The sequence below is a fragment of the Cesiribacter andamanensis AMV16 genome (genome assembly GCF_000348925.1).
GTDB classification, from domain to species: domain Bacteria; phylum Bacteroidota; class Bacteroidia; order Cytophagales; family Cyclobacteriaceae; genus Cesiribacter; species Cesiribacter andamanensis.
This window is the reverse complement of the sequence record NZ_AODQ01000051.1, coordinates 1-23,735: the sequence shown is the minus strand read 5'-3', so window position 1 is coordinate 23,735 and position 23,735 is coordinate 1. Positions and strand designations below refer to the sequence as shown.

Sequence of the window (23,735 nt, the reverse complement as noted above, 5' to 3'; positions counted from 1 at the left end):
AAACCCCAAAATAAGTAGATTAGAAGCATGGGAGAGCTCTGGAACAGGATCAGCCGTTTGGGTATAACGCAAGATATGTCTGCCCTCAAGGCACGCATCCTGCTGCTAACCAACCGGATTGCGCTCATTCTCCTGCTTCTTAGCGTGGTGCTGGCGGCAGCAGCCTATTTTACCCTGTCTAATTCAGTAACAGCCCCCCTTATCCTCCTTACCGCCGTATTTTATTTTGGCGTTCTGCTGCTGAACCGCAGGGGCTTTTTTAATCTCAGCAGGCTTGGCATGAGCGCCTTTGTGCCCATGGCAACACTTGCTGTAGCGGTTATCATCAAGCGCAATACCCCTCAGGTAGAAGAGATCCAATATTTCAATAGCCGTATAGTATTGCTGCTGACGGCTATTATACCCCTTACCCTGTTTTTGCTACGGGAAAAAAAGCTGCTTGCCCTGGGGTTGGCGGCTCCATTTCTATGCCTGGCGCTTTATGATCCTATTCATGAGCTTTTTGGGGTAGACTTTTACCAGCTGGGGCACAGCTCTGCGGTATATGATTTTCTCGATTTTTTGCTGCTGGTATTGTTTGCCCTTATTGCCGCAGCTTTTCTCTACTATAAAATGATGCTGGAGAAGGCTGAGCTGGACCTGATGAGTGGAAACAATCAGCTGCGCCAGCTTTATCAGGAGCTGGGCCGTCGTCATGAGGAGATTCAGGCCCAGGCCGAAAAGCTGGTGGAGGGGCAACAGCAACTGCAGGAAGCCAACCAGCTGATAGAGCAGCAAAAAGAACTGCTGCAAGCCGAAAATACCCAGCTACATGCACATCTGCTGGAGAAGAATAAAATTCTGGAAGCCAGCAATCAGGAGCTGCACAGCCGCATAGAAGAGCTCCGCCAGTTTAGCTATACCATCTCCCACAACCTGCGCGGGCCGGTGGCCAGCCTGCTGGGGCTTATCAACATTTTTGATTTTGATAATGCCACCCCCCACAACCGGCAGTTGCTGCTGCATGCCAAAACCGCCAGCCAGGCCCTGGATACGGTGATTTGTGATCTCTCGCAGGTACTGCAGATCCGGGAAGGCAAGCTGGATATGGAGCAGATAGCGTTGCCCCATCTGCTGGAAAATGTGTTGCTGTCTCTTAAAAGTGAACAGGAGGCCTGTGCTGCAGAGATCCGGCAGGAATTACAGGTACAGGAAATACAGGGGGTAAAATCGTATCTGCACAGCATTTTGTATAACCTCATCAGCAATGCCATCAAGTACCACAAGCCCGGCCGCCCCTGCTCTATTACCATAAAAAGCAGCAGTATGATGCAGGGCGTATTGCTGGAGATCAGCGACAATGGGGTAGGCATAGATCTGGAACGCCATGGGGCCAACCTCTTTAAGATGTACAAGCGTTTTCATGAAAACCGCGAGGGCCGGGGCCTTGGCCTGTACCTGATAAAGGTGCAGACGGAGATCTTAGGCGGCTACATAGAGGTACGAAGCCAGCCCGACCAGGGCAGCACCTTTCTGGTCTGGTTGCCGCAGCAGCATCCTATCAGCCCATTAGCATCTCTGGCATCCGCCTGAGCCTTCTTAGCAGAAAATACCCCATGCGACGCTACAATTTCAACCGCACCAAATATGGCGCCCGCCTGCTCATAGACCTGGGCCGGATGGAGTCGCTGCCCAATTACAACCTGAGCCGGGAGCCGCATTGTATCACCTTCTATGAGATCCTGTTCATAACAGAGGGCAGCGGCACCTTTTGGCTGGATGGCCGTCCGCTGGCCGTGGCTCCCCGGCAAGTTATTTTCTGCGCCCCCTACCAGAGCCGGCAGTGGCAGTTAGGCAACAGTCCGTTAAAGGGGGTCTCGCTTTTTTTTGAGCAGGAGTTTATGAGCGGCTTTTTTCAGGATGCTCTTTTTATGCAGCAGCTGGCCTATTTTAACCCCCTGTCGGAGCGGGCCGCCCTGCAGCTGGAGGCAGACACCTATGCCAAATGCCTGGGCCTGCTGCAGGAGCTGGAGCAGGAATTGCTGAGCCTGCAGGCCGACAGCAGCCATATTTTCAGGTCCTTGCTCTATTACCTGCTCATTCTCCTCAACCGGCAGTTTACAGCACAGCAGCAGGGAGAGCAGTCGCAAAAAGCAACAGCTCTACAAAGCTTTTTTGCAGCTGCTGGAGACCCATATCACCCGCTGGCACCGGGTGCAGGAGTATGCCGGCCAGCTGCAGCTGAGCACCGCTTACCTGAGCCGCCTGGTGCAGGAAGCCTCTGGCGAGCCGGCCGCTGCGCTCATACGCAGACGGCTGCTGCTGGAGGCCAGACGCCGGTTGCTCTATTCCCCCCAAACCAATGCCGAAATTGGCTACGCGCTGGGCTTTAGCGATGCCTCCAACTTTAACCGCTTCTTTAAAAAGGCCGAGGGCTGTACCCCCAAAGAATTTCGCAGCCGGCCAAATGACCATTAGAAATAAAAATTGACCTGTTGCCGCAGGGGTACAGCAGCGACCTTTGTGCAAATGATCAACCGATGAAACGCTTTTCCCTACATCACCCCCTGCTTGTTGCCCTGCTCTGGCTGCTGGCAACGCTTTGTGCGTTTGCCCAGCAGACCCTTCCCCTGAGCCCTGCAGCCTGGACCTTTGGCCCGGGGGCCAGCCACCGCTTTGAGGAGCACCTGGCGCAGAAGAGCCTCTACCTGAAAGGCGAGGCCTTTTTTGAGGGGCTGGAGTTTGAGGAGGGCCGCCTGGAGGTAGACATTGCCCCCACCGATGTGCGCAGCTTTGCGGCCCTGCTCTTCTGGGCACAGCCCGGGGTGGATACTCCAGGGGAAAGCTATGAGGAGGTGTACCTGCGCATGCACAAATCGGCCCAGCCCGATGCCATTCAGTACAGCCCGGTATACCAGGGGGAATCTACCTGGCAGCTGTACTACCCCCTTCAGGCAGCGGCCCCCATCCATACCGACCGCTGGAATCACCTGCGGCTGGAGATAAAGGGGGATAGTCTCTGGGTGTTTCTGAATGAGGATCCCGAACCCCTGCTGACAGTAGGGCGCCTGCGCACCGGTTTTGGCCGGGGTAAAATAGGCCTGCGCTCCCTGGGCGGCAACCACTTTGCCAATCTGCGGGTGCAGGCCCGCCCCCATGCAGCAGGCTATGTGCCCGGCCCCCCTGCGGCGCTGCCGGCCGGAGTGATCCCCTTCTGGTACGTATCGGCAGCCCGGCCGGCGCCGGCCCGGCCGCTATACCCCTCTCTGGCCGGTGAGCAGTGGCAGCGGGCAGCGGCTGAAGAAGGGGGACTGCTGCCCCTGAACCGCTGGGTGCGCAAGCAGGTGGCCGGCAATTTTGAGGCAAATTCGGAAGAGGTGGTCTATGCCCGCCTCACCATCTACTCAGAAACAGCGCAGCTAAAGGGCTTTCTCTTTGATTTTAGCGATAAGGCCCATGTGTTCCTCAACGGGCAGCTGCTGTACTCGGGCAGCAATGGCTTTCGGTTCAAGGGGCCGCTCTTCAGGGGCGATATGCACCCGGAAGCCAACCAGTTGTATCTGCCGCTGCAAAAGGGCGAAAACGAGCTGCTGGTGGCGGTGATAGAAAAGGCCAATGGCTGGGCACTCATGGGCCGCTTTAGCGATATGAAAGGTATTCGGCTGGCAGAGGATAGAACCAGCAGCAGGCGCTAAACCAAAAAAGCCGGAGCATCTGCCCCGGCCTTTGCTTCCATGCATAATCCCTTAACCTAACACCCATTCCTTGCGGCCGAAACGTTCATAGGCAGCCTGCTCCAGGCTGTCCCGGTGCATGGGATGGGCTATATCAATGAGGGCCTTGGCCCGTTGTTTCAAACTTTTGCCGTAGAGGTTGGTCCAGCCCCATTCGGTTACTATGTAGTGCACATTGGCCCGGGTGCTAACCACGCCTGCTCCCTGCTTCAAAAAGGGGTTGATCTTGCTCTCGCCCCGCTTGGTGGTGGAGGGAATGGCAATGATGGGTTTGCCCCCTTCGGAGTAGGAAGCGCCCCGGATAAAATCGATCTGCCCGCCCACGCCGCTGTAATGGCGGGTGCCGATGGAGTCGGCGCACACCTGGCCGGTAAGGTCGATCTCAATGGCGCAGTTAATGGCCGTTACTTTGGGGTTCTGGCGGATGATGCTCACATCATTGGTAAAGGATACATCCATGAGCTGCACCCCGGGGTTGCGGTCGATGAAGTCGTACACCCGCTGGCTGCCCATGACAAAGGCCGATACGGTACGGCCCGGCATGATCACCTTGTGCTCATTGGTGACCACCCCCTTCTGAATAAGGGGAATGAGCCCGTCGGAGAACATTTCGGTATGCACCCCCAACCCCTTATGGTTGCCCAGCGAGGCCAGTACGGCATCGGGTATGGCGCCTATGCCCATTTGCAGGGTGGCCCCGTCTTCTACCAGGCCGGCTATGTGCTGGCCAATGAGCTGAGCCTGCTCGCTGCATTCGCGCTGGTGGGGCTCGGGCAGGGGGGCATCATGGGCGACCAGAAAATCAAAGTTCTTCAGGTGCATCAGCCCATCGCCATACACAAAGGGCATGCGGGCATTTACCTGGGCAATGACGATTTTGGCATTTTCAATGGCCGATTTGGTGGCCTCTACCGAAGGACCCAGGCTGCAAAAGCCGTGCTTGTCGGGGGGGCTTACCTGCACCAGAGCCACATCCAGCGGCAGAATATTGCGCTTAAACAGGTTGGGTACTTCGCTCAAAAAGATGGGGATATAATCGGCCAGGCCCTGCTGGGTGGCTTCCCGCACATTGGGGCCCACAAAGAGCGAGTGCAGGCGAAAGCTGCTCTGGTACATCTCCTGCGCATAAGGGGCAACCCCCTCGGTATGCAGGTGCACAATTTCTACATCGCGCAGCTCGGGCGCCCGCGCCACCATGGCTTCAATGAGCGCCTGGGGCGCTGCCGCCACACTATGAATATACACGCGGTCTCCCGACTGAATAAGTTTAGCCGCCTCGGCAGCACTCACATACTGGTTCATGGTACAAGGGGGGTAGTACGTAGGGCAAAGATAGCCCCCGAGGGGGTGGGCAGAACATGATGCACACCCGCCGCGGGCATGATCTTTATCAGCATTCAGGAGGCCTTAGTCTTCTTCTTTTTCTGCATCTGGCTGTTCTGCTTCAGCGGCTGCTTTGCTATAAAAGGGCCGCAGCAGCCGTACCACATCCCGGGCATCATCCAGCGCCTGGTGGCTTACCTCTTCGGGCAGGCCCGCCCGGCGCTTGCAGGAGGCCATGTTGGGCAGCTTGCTGTCTTTTTGCCAGTTGAGGTACAGCAGGGCCGGGTCAAGTACGGCATTGCTGATCCAGAGCAGCTCACCATAGCCCGGCAGGCGCTGCAGAAAGGGCAGATCAAAGGTGGCAAAATTCTTACCGGCGGCCACCAGCGCTTTTTTGCGGTTTACCCCCTGCGCATCCAGAAATTCGGCAAAGCGCACCAGCACTTCTTCGGGCAGGCAGTGATCGGGGGGCATATTGGTCTTTTGGCGGGCATCGCTGAGCTCCTGCAGCAGGCGGGCGTTAATGGCCAGGGCGCCTACCGTACCGCTGATCAGGGGGTGGTGCACGGCCAGGCGCAGGCAGGGTAGCTCCTCTACGGGCAGCAGGGGCTGGCGGGTATTCTCCAGTACGGCGGCAAATTCCAGTATCTGGCTCTGGTCGGGGTCGGTACCGCTGGTCTCCAGGTCAATGCTCAGGTAGCGCATGCAACAGGGGGTTTATTGATAAACCCGGGCTATGAACCAAAGGTTAATCCGCACAAGGCTACCGGGCAGGGAAAAGTAGCACTATCTGCTGAATTTTGGGCAGCTCGCTTGCAGATCTGTGGCCTTTCAGTTGCATTTGGGAGCCCGCCTGCCGACCTTTGCAGTATCAATGGCCCAACACGGAACGAATCCCGCCTGTGGCTGTTTTAAGGATATAACCGCACTATACCATGCAAAGCAAGCAAACCACCGATAAACGTCACGTAACCCTCTATCTGGAGGCCAACCCCAACCCCAACAGCCTTAAATTTGTAGCCAACTACATGCTGCTGCCCGAGGGGGCTACGTTTGATTTTGCCGATAAAGAAGCGGCCCATATCTCGCCCCTGGCACAGGAGCTGCTGGAGCACCCCCATGTAGAACGGGTGTTTTACATGAGCAACTTTGTAACGGTTACCAAATCGGCCGATGTGGAGTGGATTGAGATCCAGGCCCAGATAAAAGCCCAGATCCAGCAATACCTGGAGAGTGGCCGGGCGCTCATCACCAAACAGCCCGATGCTGCCGCTCTTGGCAACGCACCTCAAACCGATACCGAGACTAAGATCGTCAATATTCTGGATGAGTACGTACGCCCCGCTGTAGAGAGTGATGGTGGCGCCATTCAGTTTCACAGCTTTGAAGGCGGCGTGGTAAAGGTATTGCTGCAGGGCTCCTGCAGTGGCTGCCCATCTTCTACTATTACCCTAAAGGCCGGTATTGAAAATCTGCTGAAGCGTATGGTGCCCGAGGTGCAGAGTGTAGAAGCACAGGGGGTATAAGCCCTCGTATAGATAGAGAAGGCGCCTTTTTCTATAATCCCTAAACAAGAGAAGAGCCGGTTGCACAACCGGCTCTTCTCTTGTTTAAGGGGGCATTGCTATTTTACATAGCCCATTTTACCTTAGCGGTTTTGCGCATGTCCATACCAGGCATGCGTTCGCCACCGGTTTCATCTACAAACTGGAAAGTGCCGGAGTAGGTGCCGGTAAATTTCTTGTTTTCCAGAAACGTAAGGTTGAAGGTGAGGGCGTAGTTGGTGCCAGATCCAGAGGCAGTTACTGAGCCTTGTTCGGCAAACTGCATTTCATTGGCATCGGTAAAGTCGCCATCGTTGTTCAGGTCAATGAACAGCAGGCCAAGCATTACCTTTTCGCCCATCACATCCTCTTCGGTTGCTTCTTCAAAATCAACTACATTAAATTGGCCGCCGTTGAAACGCTCAGCCCCATTTGAATACAGGTCGGCTACCAGCACATACTTTACCCCCTCCACAGCGCCATCAAAGCGCGATGCATCGGTAATGTAAAAAGTGTAGTTATAGTGCGTAGGGTCGCCTTCCTCGGTCATGCTGGCCGGACCATAGTCTTCTACCATAGCCGCATTTACAGCATAGGAGTTGCCGTTGTACATCACAGTGTTAGGGGTAGGGCCGCCGCCTTCATCATCTTTGCAGGAAGTGGTAGCCAGCAGGGCCAGTGCGCCAGCGTAAAAAAGAAACTTTTTCATGGGTGGTTAAGGGGTTATAAAAAATATAGGGCAAAGATAGCGGCCTATTCCCCTACAACATGCATTAGAATGATATATTATTTTAATCGAATAATTATATATACAAGCGGATAAAATTCAGGCTGAAAGGCAGTTTCTGCAAGCGCAAAGCCTGCAGGAAGGGGGCATGGGGTCCAATGAGGGGCCTTGGGAAACAAGCGTTGGCCAACCCGAAATTTTTGGGACTAGGTGGGGCTCAGTATCCTGATTATACCCAAAAACACAAAGAACGACCTTATTTCTCTTCTACCCTGGTACACCATCGCATAGTACCATAAAAGGCCTCAGGGTTCATTCCGAGGCCTCTTGTGGGAATACTCCCGCTTAAAAATCCGGGATAGTCTTTGATTTTGGGATGCCTTTACTTAAAGATGAGGGGGTGTTTCTTCTCCAGTTTCCGCCAGTCGTTTGTAGGGGCTCGTTCGCCATCCCGTTCATCGAAGTAGTCAAATTCACCGGTATAAGAGCCCTGAAGCCGCCGGTTGTCTGAAAAACGTAAATCGTAGGTAATGGTATAAGCGCTTAAATCCGTGCCTGAAACGGTAATGGTGCCGCCGGTGGGCTCGTGGAAACGGTCCTGGCTATCCCCCAGGTCGCCATCGCCATTACCGTCCTCTGCCAGAAGGGCCACAAAAAAGTTGGCGTTGTTCACATCGTCTTCCGTCAGGTTTTCATGATCCACCCACTTGAAGGTGCCGGTCTGGAAATTGCCGCTGCCCGACGAGTACAGTTCACTATATAGCAGATAGGTGAGGCCCTGGGCTCCCGAAGGGGTAACGGTAGCATCCGTCAGATAGAAATCGTAATTGTAGTGGGTGTCTTCTTCTCCTTCCATGGACACATTGGCGGGCCCCCAGTCTTCTATGAAGCCATAGTTCATCTGGTAGGTTTTTCCATCAAAGGAAAAGCTGTTTTCTGGTTCGGCAGGCGCACCGCCGCCATCATCGTCTTTGCAGGAAACAGTGGCCAGGATCAGCAGCATGGCCCCGAGGTGAAAAAGCGTTTTCATAGCGTTAAAAAATGTAAGTGTATGATAGTTAAGGTACTAAAATTACCTGAGGCTTGCGGCAGATAAGGTATATTTATTTAAAACGGCCCCCAAATGCAGGCTGAGATAGCGAAAAGGTACAGCAAACGGCCAAAAACAGCCCCCTAGAGATACCTGCATGAATGAAGGTATAAAAAAACCTCCTGCAGCAGGCTCATAAGTCCGCTGCAGGAGGTAGGAACACGCCCTTAGCGTGTGCAGTGTGTCTGCTTAGAACAAACGCTTTTTGCTGCTGCGCTCACCCTCAGGATAAGCTGAACCAACTTCGTAAATTTGATGGGTACCGGTATAGGAGCCCACCAGTTTCTTATTATTCGGGAACGTCAGATCATATGAAACAGTATAGTTTGGACTGGTGCCAGACACGGTTACTTTACCGGCTGTAGCCTCCAACCAGGTGTCTCCTTCATCTAACTTACTATTGTTGTTAGAATCATACACTAACTCAGCATAATTGAAGTAATTTTTGCCATCTACTTCGCCTGTAACGTCAAAGTTAAAAGTACCAGTTTGGAATCTTTCTTCACCGGCAGAGAATAGCTCCAGATAAATCAATATTTTGCCATCCAATTCATCAGCTTGACTGTCCAGCACTGTAGCGTCACTTAAATAGAAGTCATAATTGTAGTGACCATCCCAACTGCCGTAGTCCTGAACCATACTACTCTTAATAGTATAGGCTTTACCATCAAAAGTCGTTTGATTTACTGGACCGTTTTCATCATCTTTTTTACAAGAGGTTGCACCAATCAGTCCTACCATGCAGGCCAAGTAAAGTAGTTTTTTCATTTTTAGTAATTAAAGGGTTATTTGATTGATGCAAATTGGCTAAAGGGTCACAAAGCTCCTATAGGGTGTAATTTAATTGATATGATTAAAGCAGAGCGGGCTTTTTGGTAAAAAGCAGTAGGGAGCGCATTGCCCACGCAGCGCTGGAAAAGGTCCCCAACAGCCCCTCTCAATACTCTGAAAAATAGTGCCTGCAGGCCCTTGCAGACGCCCTAGCCAAAAATGAAGGAGTGTGCTGCCCTAACGTTGCCCCTCCAACCAGCTGCGACTATTGTTTTGTGGTGGTATAAAACCTTACAGAAGGGAGTTTTAGTAAGGTCGGGCTAAGAAATAATCTGGTTTTGTCTGGACCAGCTCATACTACCTCATAAAAGACTTTAACTAGGGAATAGGCAAAGCAAAAGAAACAGGCGTAAGGTAAGGTAGGTGCTCCCCGGCAAGGGAAGCAGTTTGAGAAATAGGCTGAGCACTAATGGCAGTTAAGCAGTATCAGTAGGGATCCCCTTTAAATATCCCTGCCGCACCCCTTCCGGAAAGCGCTCAATAGCATAGCGCAGCATGGTGCGGGGTATATGGCGGTGGTGCTGGTCCAGAAATTCTACCAACACCGGCTCATCCCGTTTGCCGATTTCCCGCAGCATCCAGCCCAGGGCCTTGTGCATCAGGGGGTGGGGGTGTTGCATGAGCTTTTCGGCCAGCAGCAGCGTATCGGTGTACTGCCCGGTGCGGATAAAGGCCAGGGTAGCCACCACGGCAATGCGCTGTTTCCAAAGCTCGCCCCCGGCTGCAAAGGCATAGAGCAGGGAGCGGTCGCGCTTCAGCAGCCAGTGGCCCAGCAGAGTATAGGCGCTGCTATCTACCAGATCCCAGTTATTGACCCCGGACAGGTGCTGCAGGTACACCCGGATGCAGGCTTCCTTTGCCGCATCGGTCCTACTCTTCTTATACAGTTCTATGAGCATAAACAGGCCGCAGAGCCGCTCTTCATGCCAGGGACTCAGCAGCAGGGGGCCAAGCTCCTGCGGCGCAAAGGCCTGCCAGTAGGCGCCCGCAACCTCCCGGGTAAGGGGTACGGTGACGCCCAGAAACTGATCGCCCTGGCCATAGCCGCCCGGCTGCGCCTGAAAGAATTTGGGATAGGCAGAGCCTTTTCGGGATTGATGCGCTGGCGAAGGGCCTGCTGTACCTGGGCAAGGGGGGTGTTGGGAGTGTTCATGGGATAAGGTAGAAAGGGGGCTCCAATGGCCTTAGGCCGACGCTTCCCGAATAACAGACAACTACTGCAAAAACTACTGCACAAGCCGAAATGCTAGGGGGAGTCACTGGTCAAAAAGGTTAGTACCCCCGTACGGCCGCTATCGAGCAGCGCCTGCTTTTGGGCCATCGAAAGCCGCTTTACCCTTGGGCCTACCCCAGCCGACGATACGGAGATGGTGCGCTGCCAGTCGGCCTCGGTTAGCTGGGGGCGGTTCAGGCTTTCAAGCACATATACATAAAAAGCCTGCATGTATCCCTGCAGGCTGGATATGGGGTACTGCTCCAGGCTTCTATCCTGCCTATCCAGCGCTATTTGGGTGTCGGTATCGATGCGAATGCCCAGGGTAGCCGGGTTAGCAAGGCGCTGCGTTTGCTGCCCGACCTGAACGGTGCTATCAAAAAGAAATAGGGGAAAATTAGCGGTAATGCCGCCATCCATTACCAGGTCCAGCTCCCGGGTATCGGTGGGCCGGGGAATTACCCGGCCTGTCTGATCTATGAATACGGCCTCGAAATACAGTGGCACCGACATGGAAATCCGCACGGCATCTTTGATTTTCATGTGCGGATAGCTCTCGGCGGAAAATACCAGCAGTTGCTGCCGGTTCAGGCAGGTGGCGGTAATGTAGAGGTCTTTATATCCCTGAGCCCGAAGGTCTGCAAAGGTTATGTCGGCATTGCCGGTTTTGTGGCGAATGGCGTTTTCCAGCCAGGCCGAGAATTTATCGCCCCTATACCAGCCGTAGCGGGTATGCATGCGGTAGAGGCCCCCCACAAAGAAAAAGCGGCCGCTGTTAAAGCGATTGAACCGGGTACGGTACACCAGCTCGGTAATTTCGGAGGCACTATAGCCCAGGGCCAGCAGCATGGCCGTAATGGCGCCGGCCGAGGTGCCGCCCACCTTCTCAATTCCGGCCAGTACACCTTTCTCTTCCAGTACTTCAATAGCACCCCCATAGGCAAGCCCCCGAATGCCGGCCCCTTCAAAAACCAGATTTTTGTAGGGGGTGGCAGGTTGAGCATTACCCCAAAGCGCCAGTAGAATAAAAGAGATACATAGCGTTGTTTTCATGGCGTTATCCTGAGGCAGGATCATTTAGCCCCGGTATCATCGGCAGCACAGGCGGTCTGGCCCGGCAGAACCCCATCCAACCAAGCAAATATAACCATTTACACCAGTATGCCATGCTGGTAGAAACTATGGCACAGGCCCACCTGTCCCGGCTGGGATATCTCCTGCGGGCTGGCTCCCTTCTCACTAATTTTTCCTAATATTGCCCAACAATTTTTGCATCAGCTTTTTTATACCTAAGAACTTAAACTCGCATCAGGATGGGAAAAGTATTGATTATCGGCGCAGGAGGTGTTGGCACCGTAGTGGTGAAGAAGTGCGCCCAGCTCCCCGAGGTTTTTACCGACATTATGCTGGCCAGCCGTACCCTCTCTAAAGTAGAGCGCATTGCCCAGGATACTGAAAAACGCTTTGGCGTAAAAATAAAAACGGCTCAGGTAGATGCCGACAATGTGCAGGCGCTGGTGCAGCTGTTCAACAGCTTTCAGCCCGATCTGGTCATTAACGTAGCGCTGCCCTACCAGGACCTTCCCATCATGGATGCCTGTCTGGAATATGGGGTGCACTACCTGGATACGGCCAACTACGAGCCCAAAGAAGAAGCTAAATTTGAATACAGCTGGCAGTGGGCCTACCAGGACCGCTTCAAGCAAAAAGGCCTGATGGCCCTGCTCGGTTGCGGGTTTGACCCCGGCGCTACGCAGGCCTTTACCGCCCATGCGGCCAAGCACCACTTTGATGAGATCCATTACCTGGACATTGTAGACTGCAATGCCGGCGACCATGGCAAGGCCTTTGCCACCAACTTCAACCCCGAGATCAACATCCGGGAAATTACCCAAAAGGGCAAGTATTGGGAAGGGGGACAGTGGATCGAGATTGAGCCCATGAGCATTCACAAGCCCATCGACTATCCCGGCATCGGCCCCAAAGAAAGCTACCTGCTCTTTCATGAAGAGCTGGAGTCGCTGGTGAAGCACTTCCCCACCATCAAGCGCGCCCGCTTCTGGATGACCTTCGGACAGGCCTATATCACCCACCTGCAGGTGCTGCAAAATGTGGGCATGACCCGCATCGACCCCGTGCGCTTCCAGGGCCAGGACATTATTCCGCTGGAATTCCTGAAGGCCGTACTGCCCGCCCCCGATGAGCTGGGCGAGAACTACACCGGCGAAACCTCCATCGGCTGCCAGATCAAGGGCATAAAGGACGGAAAAGACAAGACCTACTTTGTGTGGAACAACTGCAGCCACGAGGCCGCCTATAAGGAAACCGGCGCCCAGGGGGTAAGCTATACCACCGGCGTACCGGCCATGATTGGTGCCGCCCTGATGCTGAAAGGCATCTGGATGAAGCCCGGCGTATACAACGTAGAGCAGCTGGATCCGGACCCCTTCATGGACATGATGAACAAGCACGGCCTGCCCTGGCATGAGAAAACAGGCGTAGACCTGCCGCACGAATATCCTAACTAGTTTTGTTTATTCTCAAATGGATAGCCGATACCTCAAGAAGGGTTGGCTATCCATTTCACTTTTTAAAAGAGCACGATATCCATCGGCGAGTAACTCACTACAGGTTCCCCTTGTTGGTGTTCTCACCAACAAGCCGCGCTTACTTTCTGACGGGGCTTCTTGAGTGTCTGTTTGTTGGTGAGAACACCAACAAAGGGGGCGCCAGCTAAGTCTACTGTCCATTGTCCATTGTCCAATATCCCCCTATGACGACCAGCGAAAAATTTCCCTTCGATAAAACGCCACAGACCGATTTTAGCCAGGTGCCCTCTCCCTGCTTTGTGCTGGAGGAGCGGCTGCTGCGCTACAACCTGCAGGTGCTGCGCCATGTGATGGACGAGGCCGGCTGCGAGATCATCTGCGCCCTCAAGGGCTTTGCCATGTGGAGCACCTTTCCGCTGGTGCGGGAGTACCTGCCGGGCGGCACCGCTTCTTCCCTGCACGAGGCCAAGCTGATCTGGGAAGAGATGGGGGTAAAGGCCCACCTGACGGCCCCGGCCTACCGGGAAGAAGACTGGCCCGAACTGGAGCAGATCTGCAGCCATATCGTCTTCAATAGCCTTAACCAGTGGAACCAATACAGGGAGCGGGCGCTGGCCGCCGGCATCAGCTGCGGCATCCGGGTCAATCCGCAGTACTCCGAGGTAGAGGTAGACCTGTACAACCCCTGCATACCCGGCTCCCGCCTGGGCACTACGGCCAACCACATTGGCGACCGGCTGCCCGAAGGCATGGAGGGGGTGCACTTCCATACCCTGTGCGAAAACAATGCCGATGCCCTGGAGCGCACCTTTAAGGCGGTAGAAGACCGCTTTGCCCCCCTGCTGCACCAGGCCAAATGGCTCAACCTGGGCGGCGGCCACCACATAACCCGGGCCGATTACGAGATCGACCGCCTCATTGCCCTGATCAAATACATTAAGTCAACCTACAATGTGCAGGTGATCCTGGAGCCGGGCGAGGCCGTAGGCTGGCAAACCGGCTACCTGCGGGCCAAGGTGCTGGACATTATGGATTCGCAGGGCATCAATGTGATTGTGATGGATGCCTCGGTAAGCGCCCACATGCCCGACTGCATCGAGATGCCCTACAAGCCCAAGGTACTGGGCGCCGGCGATGCTCCCCAAACGGGCCGCACCAATAATGAAGTGGCCCCCTGGCGCATTGGCGGCGGCACCTGCCTGGCCGGCGATTTTGTAGGCGACTACCAGTTTGATCAGGAGCCGCAGATTGGCGACCCCCTGATCTTCAACGACATGATCCACTACACCATGGTAAAAACCACCAACTTCAATGGGGTGCAGCTGCCCTCCATTGGCATCTGGAAAGAAGAGGGGCGCTTTCAGCTGGTGAAAAGCTTTGGGTATGAGAGCTATAAGGATAGACTGAGCTAAGCAGTTGCAGAAGCATGTAGAGAAAGGGGCCGAAATGGCCCCTTTTTTTCTTGCCTACCCCTTGGTTTCCATAAAAGCAGGAAAGCACCTTGAGTTTTCGGTAGCTAGTGTTAGCTTAGCGTACTAACCCTTTCTTTACAATAGATTCCCCACTATGAAACCCCTCTTTTTTTGTGTGGCGCTCCTGCTGACCGCTTCTATCTCATCATTTGCCCAGCTGAGCGTAGGCTACCACCAGTCCAGTTTGCCCATGTTAGCCATCGGCTATGAAATAAAGGGGCGCCTGATGCCCGAGCTGCGCCTGGCAACGGACATTGACCTGGAAGAAGACTTTTCGCCGGAGCTGGTGCTTAGCTATCAGGTTCTGGACAAAAGCAGCTATGAGGTGTATGCAGGGCTGGGCTACCGGGCCAATGCCTTTCAGGGTCCGCTCCTGCCTCTGGGCCTCAACCTGTATCCCCTGGAAAGAAAGGCCTTTGGTTTTCACTTAGAGCTGGCCCCCATTCTGGTAGTAGAATCGGGCCTGGTGCTGCGCGGGAGCTGGGGTATTCGCTATCGTTTTTTGGGAAACGAATAACTTCCAGGCCGCTTTGCGGGTTAAGTGCTCCAAAAGCATCATCTTTTGCTACGGACCCACTTCTCTCCCATGAAAAACCTATGGATTACGGCTGCCCTTGTCGTTGGGGCAGCCACTTCGGCCTGGGCACAACTTAGCGTAGGCTATCACCAAAGCAACCTGCCCCTGATAGCTGTAGGCTACGAGCTGGGGGAGCGTTTTTTGCCGGAGCTGCGCTTTGCCGCCAATATTAATGTGAGCGATGGGTATTATACCGAGCTGGCCCTGAACTACCAGCTGCTCAACAGGCCCGACTATGAGTTTTACACTGGTTTAGGCCTGGGGCTCTATACAGGCTACTACGCCACCGATGCGGCACTGGTGGTGCCGCTAGGCCTGAACCTCTTTCCCTTTGAGCGCAAAAGGTTTGGTTTTCACATGGAGGTGGCTCCTCAGATCGATACGGACCATTTTAAACTGCTGCGCGGCAGCTGGGGTATTCGGTATCGCTTTTTGCCGGACTAAAAATACCGCAGCAAAGGAGGCAGCGGAAGCATCTAAAAACGCAGCTTTTGCGTATCTTCATTACCTGCTGGCATCAGCCCCCAGCACCCCCACCCCATGCCGCATTACCTGATGATTCGCCCGGCCTGTTTTGGCTACAACATTGAAACAGCCGCATCCAACAGCTACCAGCAGCTACCCGAGCCCCGGGAGCTGGAGCAGGTGCAGCAAAAAGCCCTGCAGGAATTTGATGGACTGGTGGCAGCCCTGCGGGAGCAGGAGGTAGACCTGCTGGTGATGGACGACAGCCCCCAGCCCCGCAAAACCTGCGCGGTCTTTCCCAATAACTGGTTCAGCACACATGAAGGGGGCAAACTGGTACTCTACCCCATGCTGTCGGCCAACCGCCGCCTGGAGCGGCGCCCCGAGCTGATCGAGGCCCTGCGGGAGCAGTTTGAGATTACCGAAATCATTGACCTTACCCATTACGAAGCCTGCGGCCAGTACCTGGAGGGCACCGGCAGCCTGGTGCTGGATCGGGAAAATAAGATCGCCTATGCCTGCCTGAGTCCCCGCACCCACGCCACCCCCCTGCAGGAATGGGCCTACCGGCTGGGCTATGAGCTGGTGCCCTTTACAGCCGTAGATGCAGGCGGCTCGCCCGTGTACCATACCAATGTGGTGATGTGGCTGGGCAAAGGGGTGGTGGGCATTGCACTGGAGAGCATCCTTAACCCGCAGGAGCGGCAAACAGTGAAGCAACGTCTGGAAATGACCGGCAAGCAACTGGTGGTGTTTTCGCCCGATCAGATGAGCCGCTTTTGTGGCAATATGCTGGAGGTAGTAAATCGTAAAGGGGAGTCTCTGCTGGTGATGAGCCAGGTAGCCAGCACGGCCCTTACCACCCTGCAAAAGCAACAGATTCAGCAAACATACACCCTTGTATGTGCCCCTATTCCCACCATTGAAGCCCTGGGGGGCGGCAGCGCCCGCTGCATGATTGCCGAAGTGGTGCTGTCCAAAAAAGAAACACAGGCCGGCAAACTTAGCACCATCTCCTGATCCCCCTATCTGAGCAACAACCCAAAAACCAGCGTACACCCTATTGGGCTGCTCAGTAAGCATATAGGCGCCTCATACTTTTGAGAGCACATAATATTTGTTATATTGAGGCCGATGCTTTGACTAACAACTCCATTATGAGGAAAAGATTCCTGCTCCTTGCGGTCTGCTGGCTGGCCGTAGCTCCCCTTCAGGCTCAGTTTATTTCCGTACAAGATCTTCATTTTCCTGCCGGTGTGGCCCACCAGCAGCTATCGGCCAATGAGCTGTTGATGACCTATAGTCTCAAACCGGACAAAGAGCACACCAGCCTGCGCACTGTACTGTACGACACGCTTTTGCAGGTAAGCCAGACATTTCAAACCAAGCTTCCCTTTGAATTTAAGGTATTAAAAGTGAGTAAGGCGGGCAACTATTATGCGCACCTGCTGATGCCAAGAGGGAAAGCAAAAGAAGCCCTGCTGGTAATAACCGACCAGGCAGGCACCATTACCGGTCAGCATTCGCTTAGCGGAAGATGGGGTGGCCTACATAATATACACCAGCACGCCACCCAACTCTACGGCGATACCCAAGACCCTGCCTTTTACCTGATCTTTAGTGAGCATAAAAAACAGTTTACCGTACTTAAACTACTACAGGAGGGCACCATGGCCTGGGAATATACCAGCCCAATAGAGCGGAGAATAGTCCCAGGGCTACATGTTCGGGGCGACAGGCTGTTTGTGTTTGCGCAGGAGTCGTTGAGCTTGCGAAAACACCAGGAGAAGGTAGTTGTACTAAATGCCCACACCGACCAGGTTGCCAGCAGTTTTTCACCAGGATCTGCCGCAGAAACCATCACTACCAATCGACTGAGCATTAGTGCCACAGGTGATACCCTTACCTTTATAGGCCGTAGTTACCCGGGCAGGAAGCTTGATAATCACACCTCTGGCAGCCTGTACCTGGCCCGCTATAATGCGCAGGGCGAACAGCTGGAAGAACGGCAGCTGGCCAATGGTCAAAAACGGATCTACTGGCATGATGTAGTAGAAGCAGATGGAAAGCTTTATGCCGTTGGCGAAACCTTTCGAACAACTACCTTCGGCGAGCACATGCTCGTTGGCGTAGCCACCGGCCTGCTTACGCTGGGCACTCTTTACATTTCCAAAGCTACCCTAACTACCCGGGATGTGGTGATCCGCCCGCTGGATGAGCCAAGCAGCATGCAGCAGGTGCTTTCGCTCCCCCCCTCCAGATATACCATAAGCACCCATTTATCCCCCTTTGTATTTGCTGATCTGTATGGAAAGGCAGGAGCTTTTCGCTATCGGGGAGCAAGAGACGGCGAGCTACTGTTACAGGTAAAGGATCAGGCCTATACCATCCCGCTTGCTGCACAAGACAACCTGCAGCCCAGACCAATAGGCCAGATGGCGCCCCTGGAGTACATACTGTATAGTAGCAATCGCTATTTCATAGCTTATATCAGCGATAAATCAAAGAATGAATACCGCCTGCAGCGGTTCAAGATCCATCATCCCGTTCCTCATGTTTCCAATACATCTCGCCGCTAGCGTAAGCATGCTACTGCTGCTGTTCTGCCTGCAGCCGGGGCAGGCACAGGTGGTTTTTAAGGATACTACCCAAACAGCAGTCAGGGCCAGACCAATAGGAGTAACGCTTGGAGTGGGCATGGGCTATGCAGCACCCAGGGAGCTAAACGAGCGCATTAAACAGGAACTATCCTCTCAATGGGCCATAGCGGGCTCCACAGACCTGAACCTTTATGTAATGGCCGATGTGGCAGTACGCATACCCCTAAAGAATGCATGGTCGGCAGGCCCCCTGCTGGAGGGAGCCGTGGCCAGCAAATCCCTGCAGGATGTGTCTGCCAATATGGAAACCAGGGTTTACAGCCTGTGGCGTTTTTCGCCGGGCCTAGCCGTTCACTATAGAGGCCAGCTGCCAAATGCCTACTGGTACATTAGTCCTGCCTTTCAGTACCATTCGCTGCGCTATAACAGCCTTCTGTATGGAAAAGGCTATGATAACAAGGCATCGGGTCTGCGGCTGGAACTGGGCTACGCTACCCAGGGCTGGACAGCCGACCTGCGCTACCGGCTTATTGCTACCATTATGAGTCCCGGCAGAAAGGGTACTGAGCAGCCGGCCTTGGATTTTTCGGGCATTGCCTTTGGCATGGGCCTCAGCTTTCCGTAAGTAGTAAAAATGATTGCCCTGTAAAACCCTATAGCGATGTTCTCCCGAGATGAAGCCAAAGCCTGGAACGAACGTTTTTACACCCTGTTTGGCACCTATATGCGCCGCCACCAGCCCCAGGCCGAGGGGGCCCGGCAGTGGCTCAACTACCGCACCGGCGTAAAGGATATTTTCTTCCGGATAGAGGCCGGCGGCAAGGGGGCGCTGGCCGCCATTGATATTCAGCATACAGATGAGGGGGTACGCCAGCTTTTTTGGGAGCAGTTTGAGGAATTCAAAAAAATGCTGGAGCTGCAGACTGGCCCCCTGCTCTGGGAACCGGCCTATACGCTGGATAGCGGACGCCCCATTGCCCGCCTCTACCAGAAGCTGGAGGGCGTAAGCCTGTACCGGGAAGATGACTGGCACCAGATCTTTCCCTTCTTTGAAAAATACCTGCTGGGCTTTGATGCCTTCTGGGCCGATTTTCGGGAGGCCTTTATTGACCTGGCAGAATAAGGAACAAACGCTGTGTGACTACCCCTATTTTCGAAACAGCCACCGCCGCTCTTCCACTTTAGCCTCGGCCAGGGCCCGGGCAAGCGCTCCATCGTCCTTAAATTCCAGCTGCGAAAGCGTGCGCGCCTCTACCCACACCTCAAATTCTTTTTCCAGAAAAGGCCAGGGCTCTACCCCAATGCTCTGATCCTTTTGCCGCTGCCAGAGATGGTATACCGTTCTATCGGGACCCTGAAATACTTCCAGGCGGCGCTCATCTTCGGGCAGCTGCCGGCGGCACAGGATCAGCGAGCAGCGGTCGCACCAGTGCAGCAGGCGGTAGGCCGCTTCGGCCTTTTCTTTGCTGAGCTTCAGCGATCGGCGCCACTGCTGCTGCTGCCGCTTTTGCTCATCCAGCAGCTGGTCGATCTGTTTTTGGCTGCCCCTGAGGCTTTCATACAAATAGGAAATATGCATGCTGATGAGCAGGGCTACATAACGGCTTTTATACTGTGCCACTTCTACAACGCTTGCGGCCTGCTGCAGCGAAAACTCCTTCTGGCTGAAATCAATGGGGCGCCGGCCTTGGTCAGGTGATCCCGGCCATGCCAGGCATCCTGCTCATTGTCATGATCACCAATGGCGGCCAGCGTTTCCAGCCAGAAGTGAGGGCGCTGCTCCGGCCGCCAGTGCCAGCCCAGCTGCATGGCCAGCAGTTCGTGTGCCCGCTGAAAGATTACCTCCCAGCCCCCCTTGCTTGCATTTACAATCATAGCCGCAGCACTTAGCCCTTGAGCGACAGGCTTACCGAATCGCTGCTGTGGTGCAGGTTGCGTACCGCACTAAGCTGCAGCAGCTTTACGAGCTCCTTGGTGGCCGGTATTTTTTCTTCCTCCTCCTGCAGCAGATCTATTTGCAGCCCCTTAAAGTCGTCTACCAGCTCCTTTTCAGAATAGCGGATCTGGGGCATGGGCGCCCGGGTGCCCTGGGGCTGATTTTGGCTGTAGGCCAGCAGGTAGAGGTTGCCGCCCTGGGGGCTCAGGCACTCAATGAGCGCATGGTGCAGGGGGCGCCGTGCCTCCTGTGGCAGCTGCACAAACAGCAGAATGGCGGCATCAAACTCCTGCCCGGGGCAGAGCGGCTGGCCGGCCTGGTACAGGCTGCTGGTACTATCGGACTGCTCCTGGCGCAGCTGGGCATCGGTGCGCTGTTTGTCTTCTGCATCAAACACAAGGGTGTGTACCTGCCAGCCGGCTTCGGTGGCATAGGTTGCATAGCGGCCGGCCACCTCGCCTACCAGCAGCAGCCGGCCCGCCGGCAGGCGGTCAATTACCCGCTTAAAAAAGGGATGGGGGTCCAGCCCGTAATAGTCTGCTTTTCCAGAGTCGCTTACAGTAGGCATATGCTAGGAATTCGTTTCTTCTATAAATGCAGAAGCGCCAGATTGTTTTGGCGAAAAAGTCATTCCCCGATTTTTGTTTACGGCAGGGAGAAAAGCTGCGGCAGATACCCATGCCTGCTAAGCACCACACAAAATTAATCCTGTTTTTAAAAACCAAGCCATGCTGTTCCTGTTTCTACTACAGGTACCTCTCGCTACCCCGGGGCCTTATTGGCTCTAATTCAATCGATTGAAATTTTTTTGAGAGGTGATTTTTAGTGGGGATTTGATGACTATGATCAACGTTGGAGGAGCCAGTATCCTGGCACATGTGCAGAACGAAACGGCTACTATATCATCCTGTGCTTTTTTCCTGAACCCGATGGAAAAAGCCCTGGCCGGCAGGCGAAACAGCCCCGCCAATCCCACATTTCCAAGCGTAGCAAACACCACTCTTCAACCAGGCCCCAGGCGCTACAGGCCACTGCCGCACCAGCAAGTAAGTGGCAGTGCCAGCTACCTACAGGGGGCATCCGATACTCAGGTACCTGCAGACCTGCCCGGCAACAGGCCGGCATGTTTGCTGCTGCAGGTACGTTCTCTTATCTCTCCCACAGCCTCAGCCGCGGAGGTACGCACCCACAAGCAGGCATTGCCGGCGGGGCGGACATGCTACAGCAACCTACGTGCAATGCAGCCTAACCCGCCGCAATGCAGATGCTCAGAAACGCAACCGATACGCTGTTCCGCTGTCCGTAGCAGAAAGACAGGCCGGAGTGCAGCCTTCCGCAAACGAAAAAAATAAGAAAGCAGCAGCCTGATCCAAAAGACCTCAATTGGCGCTTGTTGGCAATGGCTGTACGGTAGACTGTTCGCAGAACAGTACGCTAAGTAATGCATCCGCACGGGTCTGGATCTTAGGGCTGCCAGCAGCTGGCTAAGGGTTTCAGCGGCTTGCGTTGGTGTATCGTTTCTGATACAACAGCTTGCCGGCAGAAGGCTTTAGCACGTTAACGATCCGGGAAATACAGTGTTAAAACAGAATTTTTTACAACAAACCTACATTTTTATGGCTTCAAAAGACAAGAATCAATCGCAGTCCGATAAGGAGGATATGAAATCATCCTCTTCCCAGAGCTACTCTGGAGACAGCAGCAAATCCTCCGGCGATATGAGCGGAAAATCCTCTTCTGATATCTCCGGCAGCAGCACCAGCAGCACCAGCGGAAGCAGTTCCAGCTCCGGCAGCAGTGATATGAGCAAAACCGGAGGCAGCTCCAAGTCGGCCTCATCCAAATCCGCTACCGGCAAATCCTCTACCAGCATATCCGGTAGCAGCAAGGCCGGCTCAAGTACCAGCGGTAAATCGTCTGGCTCGATTTCCGGTTCCTCCACCAACACCTCTGGCAGCAGTTCAGGGAACACGAGCGGCGGCAGCCAGTCCGACAGCTGGAATCAGGGAGGTCAGGATTCAAATCGAAACCAGGGAAGCAGCTCAGGCTCTGACAGAAGCTGGGGCCAGGGCAATGACTGGAATCAGCAGGGGTCTGGCCAGAGCAGTTCCTATCAGGGCGGTTCCGGTCAGGGCAACAGCAACTTTGGCTATGGCAGCTCTGCCAGCCAGTTTAGTGGCCAGGGCCAGCAAAGTGCCAGCTGGGATACCGGCGGCTATGGCCGGGGAGAATCCTCGGGCATGGGCGGTGGCAGCGGCTCCGGCCAGTGGGGCCAAAACCAGGGCAGCAACTGGGGCCAGCAGTCTGGTGGCCAGCATTCTGGTGGCCAGCACTCTGGTGGCCAGTCAGACAGCAACCGCCAGTGGCAAAGCTCTACCAGCGACCAGAGCCGTTTTCAGGGAGGCGATCAGCCCCAAAGCTATGGTGGCCAGGAGCAGGGCCAGCAAATGAATGCCTATAACCAGTACCAGGGCAGCAGCTTTGGCGGCCAGGGCCAGGGTGGCCACAACTGGGGCATGGGCAGCAGTGCAGGGCAGGGCCAGGGCGGCCATAATTACGGCCAGGGCTCTTCTCAGGGCCAAAGCCATGGTTCAAACTGGCGAAACCAGGAGCAGCAGGGCGGCAGCCAGCAGTACGGAGGCCAGCAGCAGTACGGAGGTCAGCAGCAGCAGTATGGCGACCAGCGCTCCGGCGACCAGCGCTCTGGCTCCGGCCAGCAGAGCGGCTTGTACCAGGGTGGTATGAGCAGCCAGGGCATGTCGGGCGGCTACGGCCAAAGCTCCGGCTATAGCCAGATGGGCGAGTCCGGCTCATCACAAAATCAATTTTCAAACCAAAACTCTTCTTATATGCGTAACGACGATCGAGATCAGAACCGGAATTCCGGTGGTGGCGGTTGGGAGCGCGACAGCGATCGTAACCAGGGCTACCGTGGATACAGCTCAGGCTCTAATTATGATACCGGCAGCTATGGCAGCAGCAGAGACCGCGACTTTGGCGGATCTGACCGCAACCGTGGGTTTGGCGGTAGCAGCATGAGCGGTGGTATGGGCAGCGGCTCCAGCAGCTGGGACCGCGATAGCGACCGCAACCGCAACTATGGAAGCAGCATGGGCAGCAGCTCCGGCTCCGGCTATGACCGGGACCGTAGCTATGGCAGCTCCAGCAGCTATGGCGGCGGTAGCAACTGGGGAGCTGGCAGCTCCGATCGCAGCCGCGGCGGCTATGGCGAAAGCGGCATGGGCGATGGCAGAAGAAGCAATTCAGACTACGGCGACTCCTCCTTCAACAGAGGACGTGGCATGAGCAGCGGCTCCGGCTATGGCGGCTCTTCTAACTGGGATAGCGGCATGGGCAGCAGCTCCGATCGCAACCGTGGTGGTTACGGCGGCAGCAGCAGCTATGGCAGCTCATCCGGCTGGGACCGAGACGACGACCGCAGCAGCCGCGGCATGAGCGGCGGCATCAGCGGTTCAAGCTATGGCGGCTCATCCAGCTGGGGTTCATCCGGCAATCTGGGCGCCGGCTCCGATAGTGACCGTTCGTACGGCAGTGGCATGGGCCGCGGCTCCGACAGCGACCGTTTTGGCGGTGGCATGAGCGGTAGCTACGGTGGTGGCTACAGCCGTGGCACCGATAGCGACCGCAATTATGGCGGCTCTTCCAGCTATGGCTCCGGTAACTATGGTTCCGGC

General features: G+C 55.0%; 21 protein-coding genes and 3 pseudogenes. 15 read left to right on the top strand and 9 right to left on the bottom strand.

The genetic code is table 11. The annotated features are described in order from the left end of the window. Nucleotides 1-75: 75 nt before the first annotated feature. The 4 genes and pseudogenes from ADICEAN_RS21175 (at nucleotide 76) to ADICEAN_RS10815 (ending at nucleotide 3,674) form a co-directional block, all read left to right on the top strand. Nucleotides 76-1,572 (top strand): sensor histidine kinase, encoded by a 1,497-nt coding sequence (locus tag ADICEAN_RS21175; RefSeq protein WP_051068844.1) that lies wholly within the window; start codon nucleotides 76-78, stop codon nucleotides 1,570-1,572. Nucleotides 1,573-1,595: 23 nt separating this feature from the next. Further along, a pseudogene (locus tag ADICEAN_RS23895) lies at nucleotides 1,596-1,952 on the top strand (AraC family ligand binding domain-containing protein); the annotation flags it as partial. Between the two features lie 241 nt (nucleotides 1,953-2,193). Continuing rightward, complete coding sequence (locus ADICEAN_RS23890; protein WP_161622692.1) at nucleotides 2,194-2,457, top strand: helix-turn-helix domain-containing protein; 264 nt, start codon at nucleotides 2,194-2,196, stop codon at nucleotides 2,455-2,457. Nucleotides 2,458-2,519: 62 nt separating this feature from the next. Continuing rightward, the gene (locus ADICEAN_RS10815; RefSeq protein ID WP_009195631.1) at nucleotides 2,520-3,674 is read left to right on the top strand and encodes a LamG domain-containing protein; all 1,155 of its coding nucleotides are present in this window, start codon (nucleotides 2,520-2,522) and stop codon (nucleotides 3,672-3,674) included. 51 nt (nucleotides 3,675-3,725) lie between these two features. Here the strand turns inward: ADICEAN_RS10815 and ADICEAN_RS10810 are convergent, their stop codons facing one another. Together ADICEAN_RS10810 and ADICEAN_RS10805 are read right to left on the bottom strand one after the other, a co-directional pair. Then, nucleotides 3,726-5,015, bottom strand: a complete 1,290-nt coding sequence (locus ADICEAN_RS10810) for an acetyl-CoA hydrolase/transferase family protein (RefSeq protein WP_009195630.1) — start codon at nucleotides 5,013-5,015, stop codon at nucleotides 3,726-3,728. Nucleotides 5,016-5,120: 105 nt separating this feature from the next. Further along, nucleotides 5,121-5,741 (bottom strand): 3'-5' exonuclease, encoded by a 621-nt coding sequence (locus ADICEAN_RS10805; protein WP_009195629.1) that lies wholly within the window; start codon nucleotides 5,739-5,741, stop codon nucleotides 5,121-5,123. A gap of 230 nt (nucleotides 5,742-5,971) precedes the next feature. On the opposite strand from ADICEAN_RS10805, the gene ADICEAN_RS10800 reads away from it, so the two are divergent. Further along, a complete protein-coding gene (locus tag ADICEAN_RS10800) occupies nucleotides 5,972-6,562 on the top strand; it encodes a NifU family protein (protein WP_009195628.1) in 591 nt (196 codons plus the stop codon). A 103-nt stretch (nucleotides 6,563-6,665) separates the two neighbouring features. On the opposite strand, the gene ADICEAN_RS10795 is transcribed toward ADICEAN_RS10800, so the two are convergent. The 4 genes and pseudogenes from ADICEAN_RS10795 to ADICEAN_RS10780 all read right to left on the bottom strand — a co-directional run. Then, nucleotides 6,666-7,289: a hypothetical protein gene (locus ADICEAN_RS10795; protein WP_009195627.1), complete on the bottom strand. Its 624-nt coding sequence runs from the start codon at nucleotides 7,287-7,289 to the stop codon at nucleotides 6,666-6,668. Between the two features lie 400 nt (nucleotides 7,290-7,689). Beyond that, nucleotides 7,690-8,337 (bottom strand): hypothetical protein, encoded by a 648-nt coding sequence (locus tag ADICEAN_RS10790; protein ID WP_009195626.1) that lies wholly within the window; start codon nucleotides 8,335-8,337, stop codon nucleotides 7,690-7,692. Between the two features lie 249 nt (nucleotides 8,338-8,586). Beyond that, on the bottom strand, nucleotides 8,587-9,165 hold the full coding sequence (locus ADICEAN_RS10785; RefSeq protein ID WP_040396731.1) for a hypothetical protein: 579 nt from the start codon (nucleotides 9,163-9,165) through the stop codon (nucleotides 8,587-8,589). Between the two features lie 479 nt (nucleotides 9,166-9,644). Continuing rightward, nucleotides 9,645-10,256, bottom strand: a pseudogene (locus ADICEAN_RS10780) (DNA alkylation repair protein); the annotation flags it as partial. Here ADICEAN_RS10780 and ADICEAN_RS23240 point away from each other — a divergent pair. Next, complete coding sequence (locus tag ADICEAN_RS23240) at nucleotides 10,152-10,388, top strand: hypothetical protein (protein WP_236612897.1); 237 nt, start codon at nucleotides 10,152-10,154, stop codon at nucleotides 10,386-10,388. The pseudogene ADICEAN_RS10780 and the gene ADICEAN_RS23240 sit on opposite strands and share 105 nt — an antisense overlap. Nucleotides 10,389-10,474: 86 nt before the next feature. On the opposite strand, the gene ADICEAN_RS10775 is transcribed toward ADICEAN_RS23240, so the two are convergent. After that, nucleotides 10,475-11,494, bottom strand: a complete 1,020-nt coding sequence (locus ADICEAN_RS10775; RefSeq protein ID WP_040396742.1) for a patatin-like phospholipase family protein — start codon at nucleotides 11,492-11,494, stop codon at nucleotides 10,475-10,477. A gap of 260 nt (nucleotides 11,495-11,754) precedes the next feature. Between ADICEAN_RS10775 and ADICEAN_RS10770 the strand changes: the two genes are divergently transcribed. From ADICEAN_RS10770 to ADICEAN_RS10735, 8 genes are all read left to right on the top strand, one after another. Beyond that, entirely contained in the window at nucleotides 11,755-12,969 is a 1,215-nt protein-coding gene (locus ADICEAN_RS10770) for a saccharopine dehydrogenase family protein (protein ID WP_009195622.1), read from the top strand. A 245-nt stretch (nucleotides 12,970-13,214) separates the two neighbouring features. Continuing rightward, the gene (gene nspC, locus ADICEAN_RS10765; RefSeq protein ID WP_009195621.1) at nucleotides 13,215-14,402 is read left to right on the top strand and encodes a carboxynorspermidine decarboxylase; all 1,188 of its coding nucleotides are present in this window, start codon (nucleotides 13,215-13,217) and stop codon (nucleotides 14,400-14,402) included. Nucleotides 14,403-14,556: 154 nt separating this feature from the next. Next, nucleotides 14,557-14,979: a hypothetical protein gene (locus ADICEAN_RS10760; RefSeq protein WP_009195620.1), complete on the top strand. Its 423-nt coding sequence runs from the start codon at nucleotides 14,557-14,559 to the stop codon at nucleotides 14,977-14,979. Between the two features lie 69 nt (nucleotides 14,980-15,048). Continuing rightward, nucleotides 15,049-15,483 carry a hypothetical protein gene (locus ADICEAN_RS10755; RefSeq protein WP_009195619.1) on the top strand — a complete coding sequence of 145 codons (435 nt, stop codon included), beginning with the start codon at nucleotides 15,049-15,051 and terminating at the stop codon, nucleotides 15,481-15,483. A 96-nt stretch (nucleotides 15,484-15,579) separates the two neighbouring features. Next, nucleotides 15,580-16,524: a citrulline utilization hydrolase CtlX gene (gene ctlX / locus ADICEAN_RS10750; RefSeq protein ID WP_009195618.1), complete on the top strand. Its 945-nt coding sequence runs from the start codon at nucleotides 15,580-15,582 to the stop codon at nucleotides 16,522-16,524. Nucleotides 16,525-16,661: 137 nt separating this feature from the next. Further along, nucleotides 16,662-18,083: a hypothetical protein gene (locus tag ADICEAN_RS10745; RefSeq protein ID WP_009195617.1), complete on the top strand. Its 1,422-nt coding sequence runs from the start codon at nucleotides 16,662-16,664 to the stop codon at nucleotides 18,081-18,083. Beyond that, entirely contained in the window at nucleotides 18,058-18,729 is a 672-nt protein-coding gene (locus ADICEAN_RS10740; protein ID WP_161622691.1) for a hypothetical protein, read from the top strand. The genes ADICEAN_RS10745 and ADICEAN_RS10740 overlap by 26 nt, the downstream gene beginning before the upstream one ends. Before the next feature lie 36 nt (nucleotides 18,730-18,765). After that, nucleotides 18,766-19,227, top strand: coding sequence for a DUF4268 domain-containing protein (locus ADICEAN_RS10735; RefSeq protein ID WP_009195615.1), 462 nt, complete (start codon nucleotides 18,766-18,768; stop codon nucleotides 19,225-19,227). A 24-nt stretch (nucleotides 19,228-19,251) separates the two neighbouring features. Here the strand turns inward: ADICEAN_RS10735 and ADICEAN_RS10730 are convergent. Beyond that, nucleotides 19,252-19,979 (bottom strand): annotated as a pseudogene (locus ADICEAN_RS10730) (DUF3891 family protein). 11 nt (nucleotides 19,980-19,990) lie between these two features. After that, nucleotides 19,991-20,608: a hypothetical protein gene (locus ADICEAN_RS10725; RefSeq protein ID WP_009195612.1), complete on the bottom strand. Its 618-nt coding sequence runs from the start codon at nucleotides 20,606-20,608 to the stop codon at nucleotides 19,991-19,993. Between the two features lie 1,048 nt (nucleotides 20,609-21,656). Here ADICEAN_RS10725 and ADICEAN_RS21165 point away from each other — a divergent pair. Next, nucleotides 21,657-23,735 (top strand): serine-rich family protein (locus ADICEAN_RS21165; RefSeq protein ID WP_152426393.1); only part of this gene is annotated, 2,079 nt, incomplete at its 3' end.

Coding starts and splice junctions, on each gene's coding strand:
- ADICEAN_RS10770 (WP_009195622.1), top strand. CDS start 11,755: ATGGGAAAAGTATTGATTATCGGCGCAGGAGGTGTTGGCACCGTAGTG.
- ADICEAN_RS10745 (WP_009195617.1), top strand. CDS start 16,662: ATGAGGAAAAGATTCCTGCTCCTTGCGGTCTGCTGGCTGGCCGTAGCT.
- ADICEAN_RS10740 (WP_161622691.1), top strand. CDS start 18,058: ATGTTTCCAATACATCTCGCCGCTAGCGTAAGCATGCTACTGCTGCTG.
- ADICEAN_RS10795 (WP_009195627.1), bottom strand. CDS start 7,289: ATGAAAAAGTTTCTTTTTTACGCTGGCGCACTGGCCCTGCTGGCTACC.
- ADICEAN_RS10725 (WP_009195612.1), bottom strand. CDS start 20,608: ATGCCTACTGTAAGCGACTCTGGAAAAGCAGACTATTACGGGCTGGAC.
- ADICEAN_RS10775 (WP_040396742.1), bottom strand. CDS start 11,494: ATGAAAACAACGCTATGTATCTCTTTTATTCTACTGGCGCTTTGGGGT.
- ADICEAN_RS10785 (WP_040396731.1), bottom strand. CDS start 9,165: ATGAAAAAACTACTTTACTTGGCCTGCATGGTAGGACTGATTGGTGCA.
- ctlX (WP_009195618.1), top strand. CDS start 15,580: ATGCCGCATTACCTGATGATTCGCCCGGCCTGTTTTGGCTACAACATT.
- ADICEAN_RS10805 (WP_009195629.1), bottom strand. CDS start 5,741: ATGCGCTACCTGAGCATTGACCTGGAGACCAGCGGTACCGACCCCGAC.
- ADICEAN_RS10810 (WP_009195630.1), bottom strand. CDS start 5,015: ATGAACCAGTATGTGAGTGCTGCCGAGGCGGCTAAACTTATTCAGTCG.
- ADICEAN_RS10790 (WP_009195626.1), bottom strand. CDS start 8,337: ATGAAAACGCTTTTTCACCTCGGGGCCATGCTGCTGATCCTGGCCACT.
- nspC (WP_009195621.1), top strand. CDS start 13,215: ATGACGACCAGCGAAAAATTTCCCTTCGATAAAACGCCACAGACCGAT.
- ADICEAN_RS21175 (WP_051068844.1), top strand. CDS start 76: ATGTCTGCCCTCAAGGCACGCATCCTGCTGCTAACCAACCGGATTGCG.
- ADICEAN_RS10760 (WP_009195620.1), top strand. CDS start 14,557: ATGAAACCCCTCTTTTTTTGTGTGGCGCTCCTGCTGACCGCTTCTATC.
- ADICEAN_RS10800 (WP_009195628.1), top strand. CDS start 5,972: ATGCAAAGCAAGCAAACCACCGATAAACGTCACGTAACCCTCTATCTG.
- ADICEAN_RS10755 (WP_009195619.1), top strand. CDS start 15,049: ATGAAAAACCTATGGATTACGGCTGCCCTTGTCGTTGGGGCAGCCACT.
- ADICEAN_RS10815 (WP_009195631.1), top strand. CDS start 2,520: ATGAAACGCTTTTCCCTACATCACCCCCTGCTTGTTGCCCTGCTCTGG.
- ADICEAN_RS10735 (WP_009195615.1), top strand. CDS start 18,766: ATGTTCTCCCGAGATGAAGCCAAAGCCTGGAACGAACGTTTTTACACC.
- ADICEAN_RS23240 (WP_236612897.1), top strand. CDS start 10,152: ATGCCAGGGACTCAGCAGCAGGGGGCCAAGCTCCTGCGGCGCAAAGGC.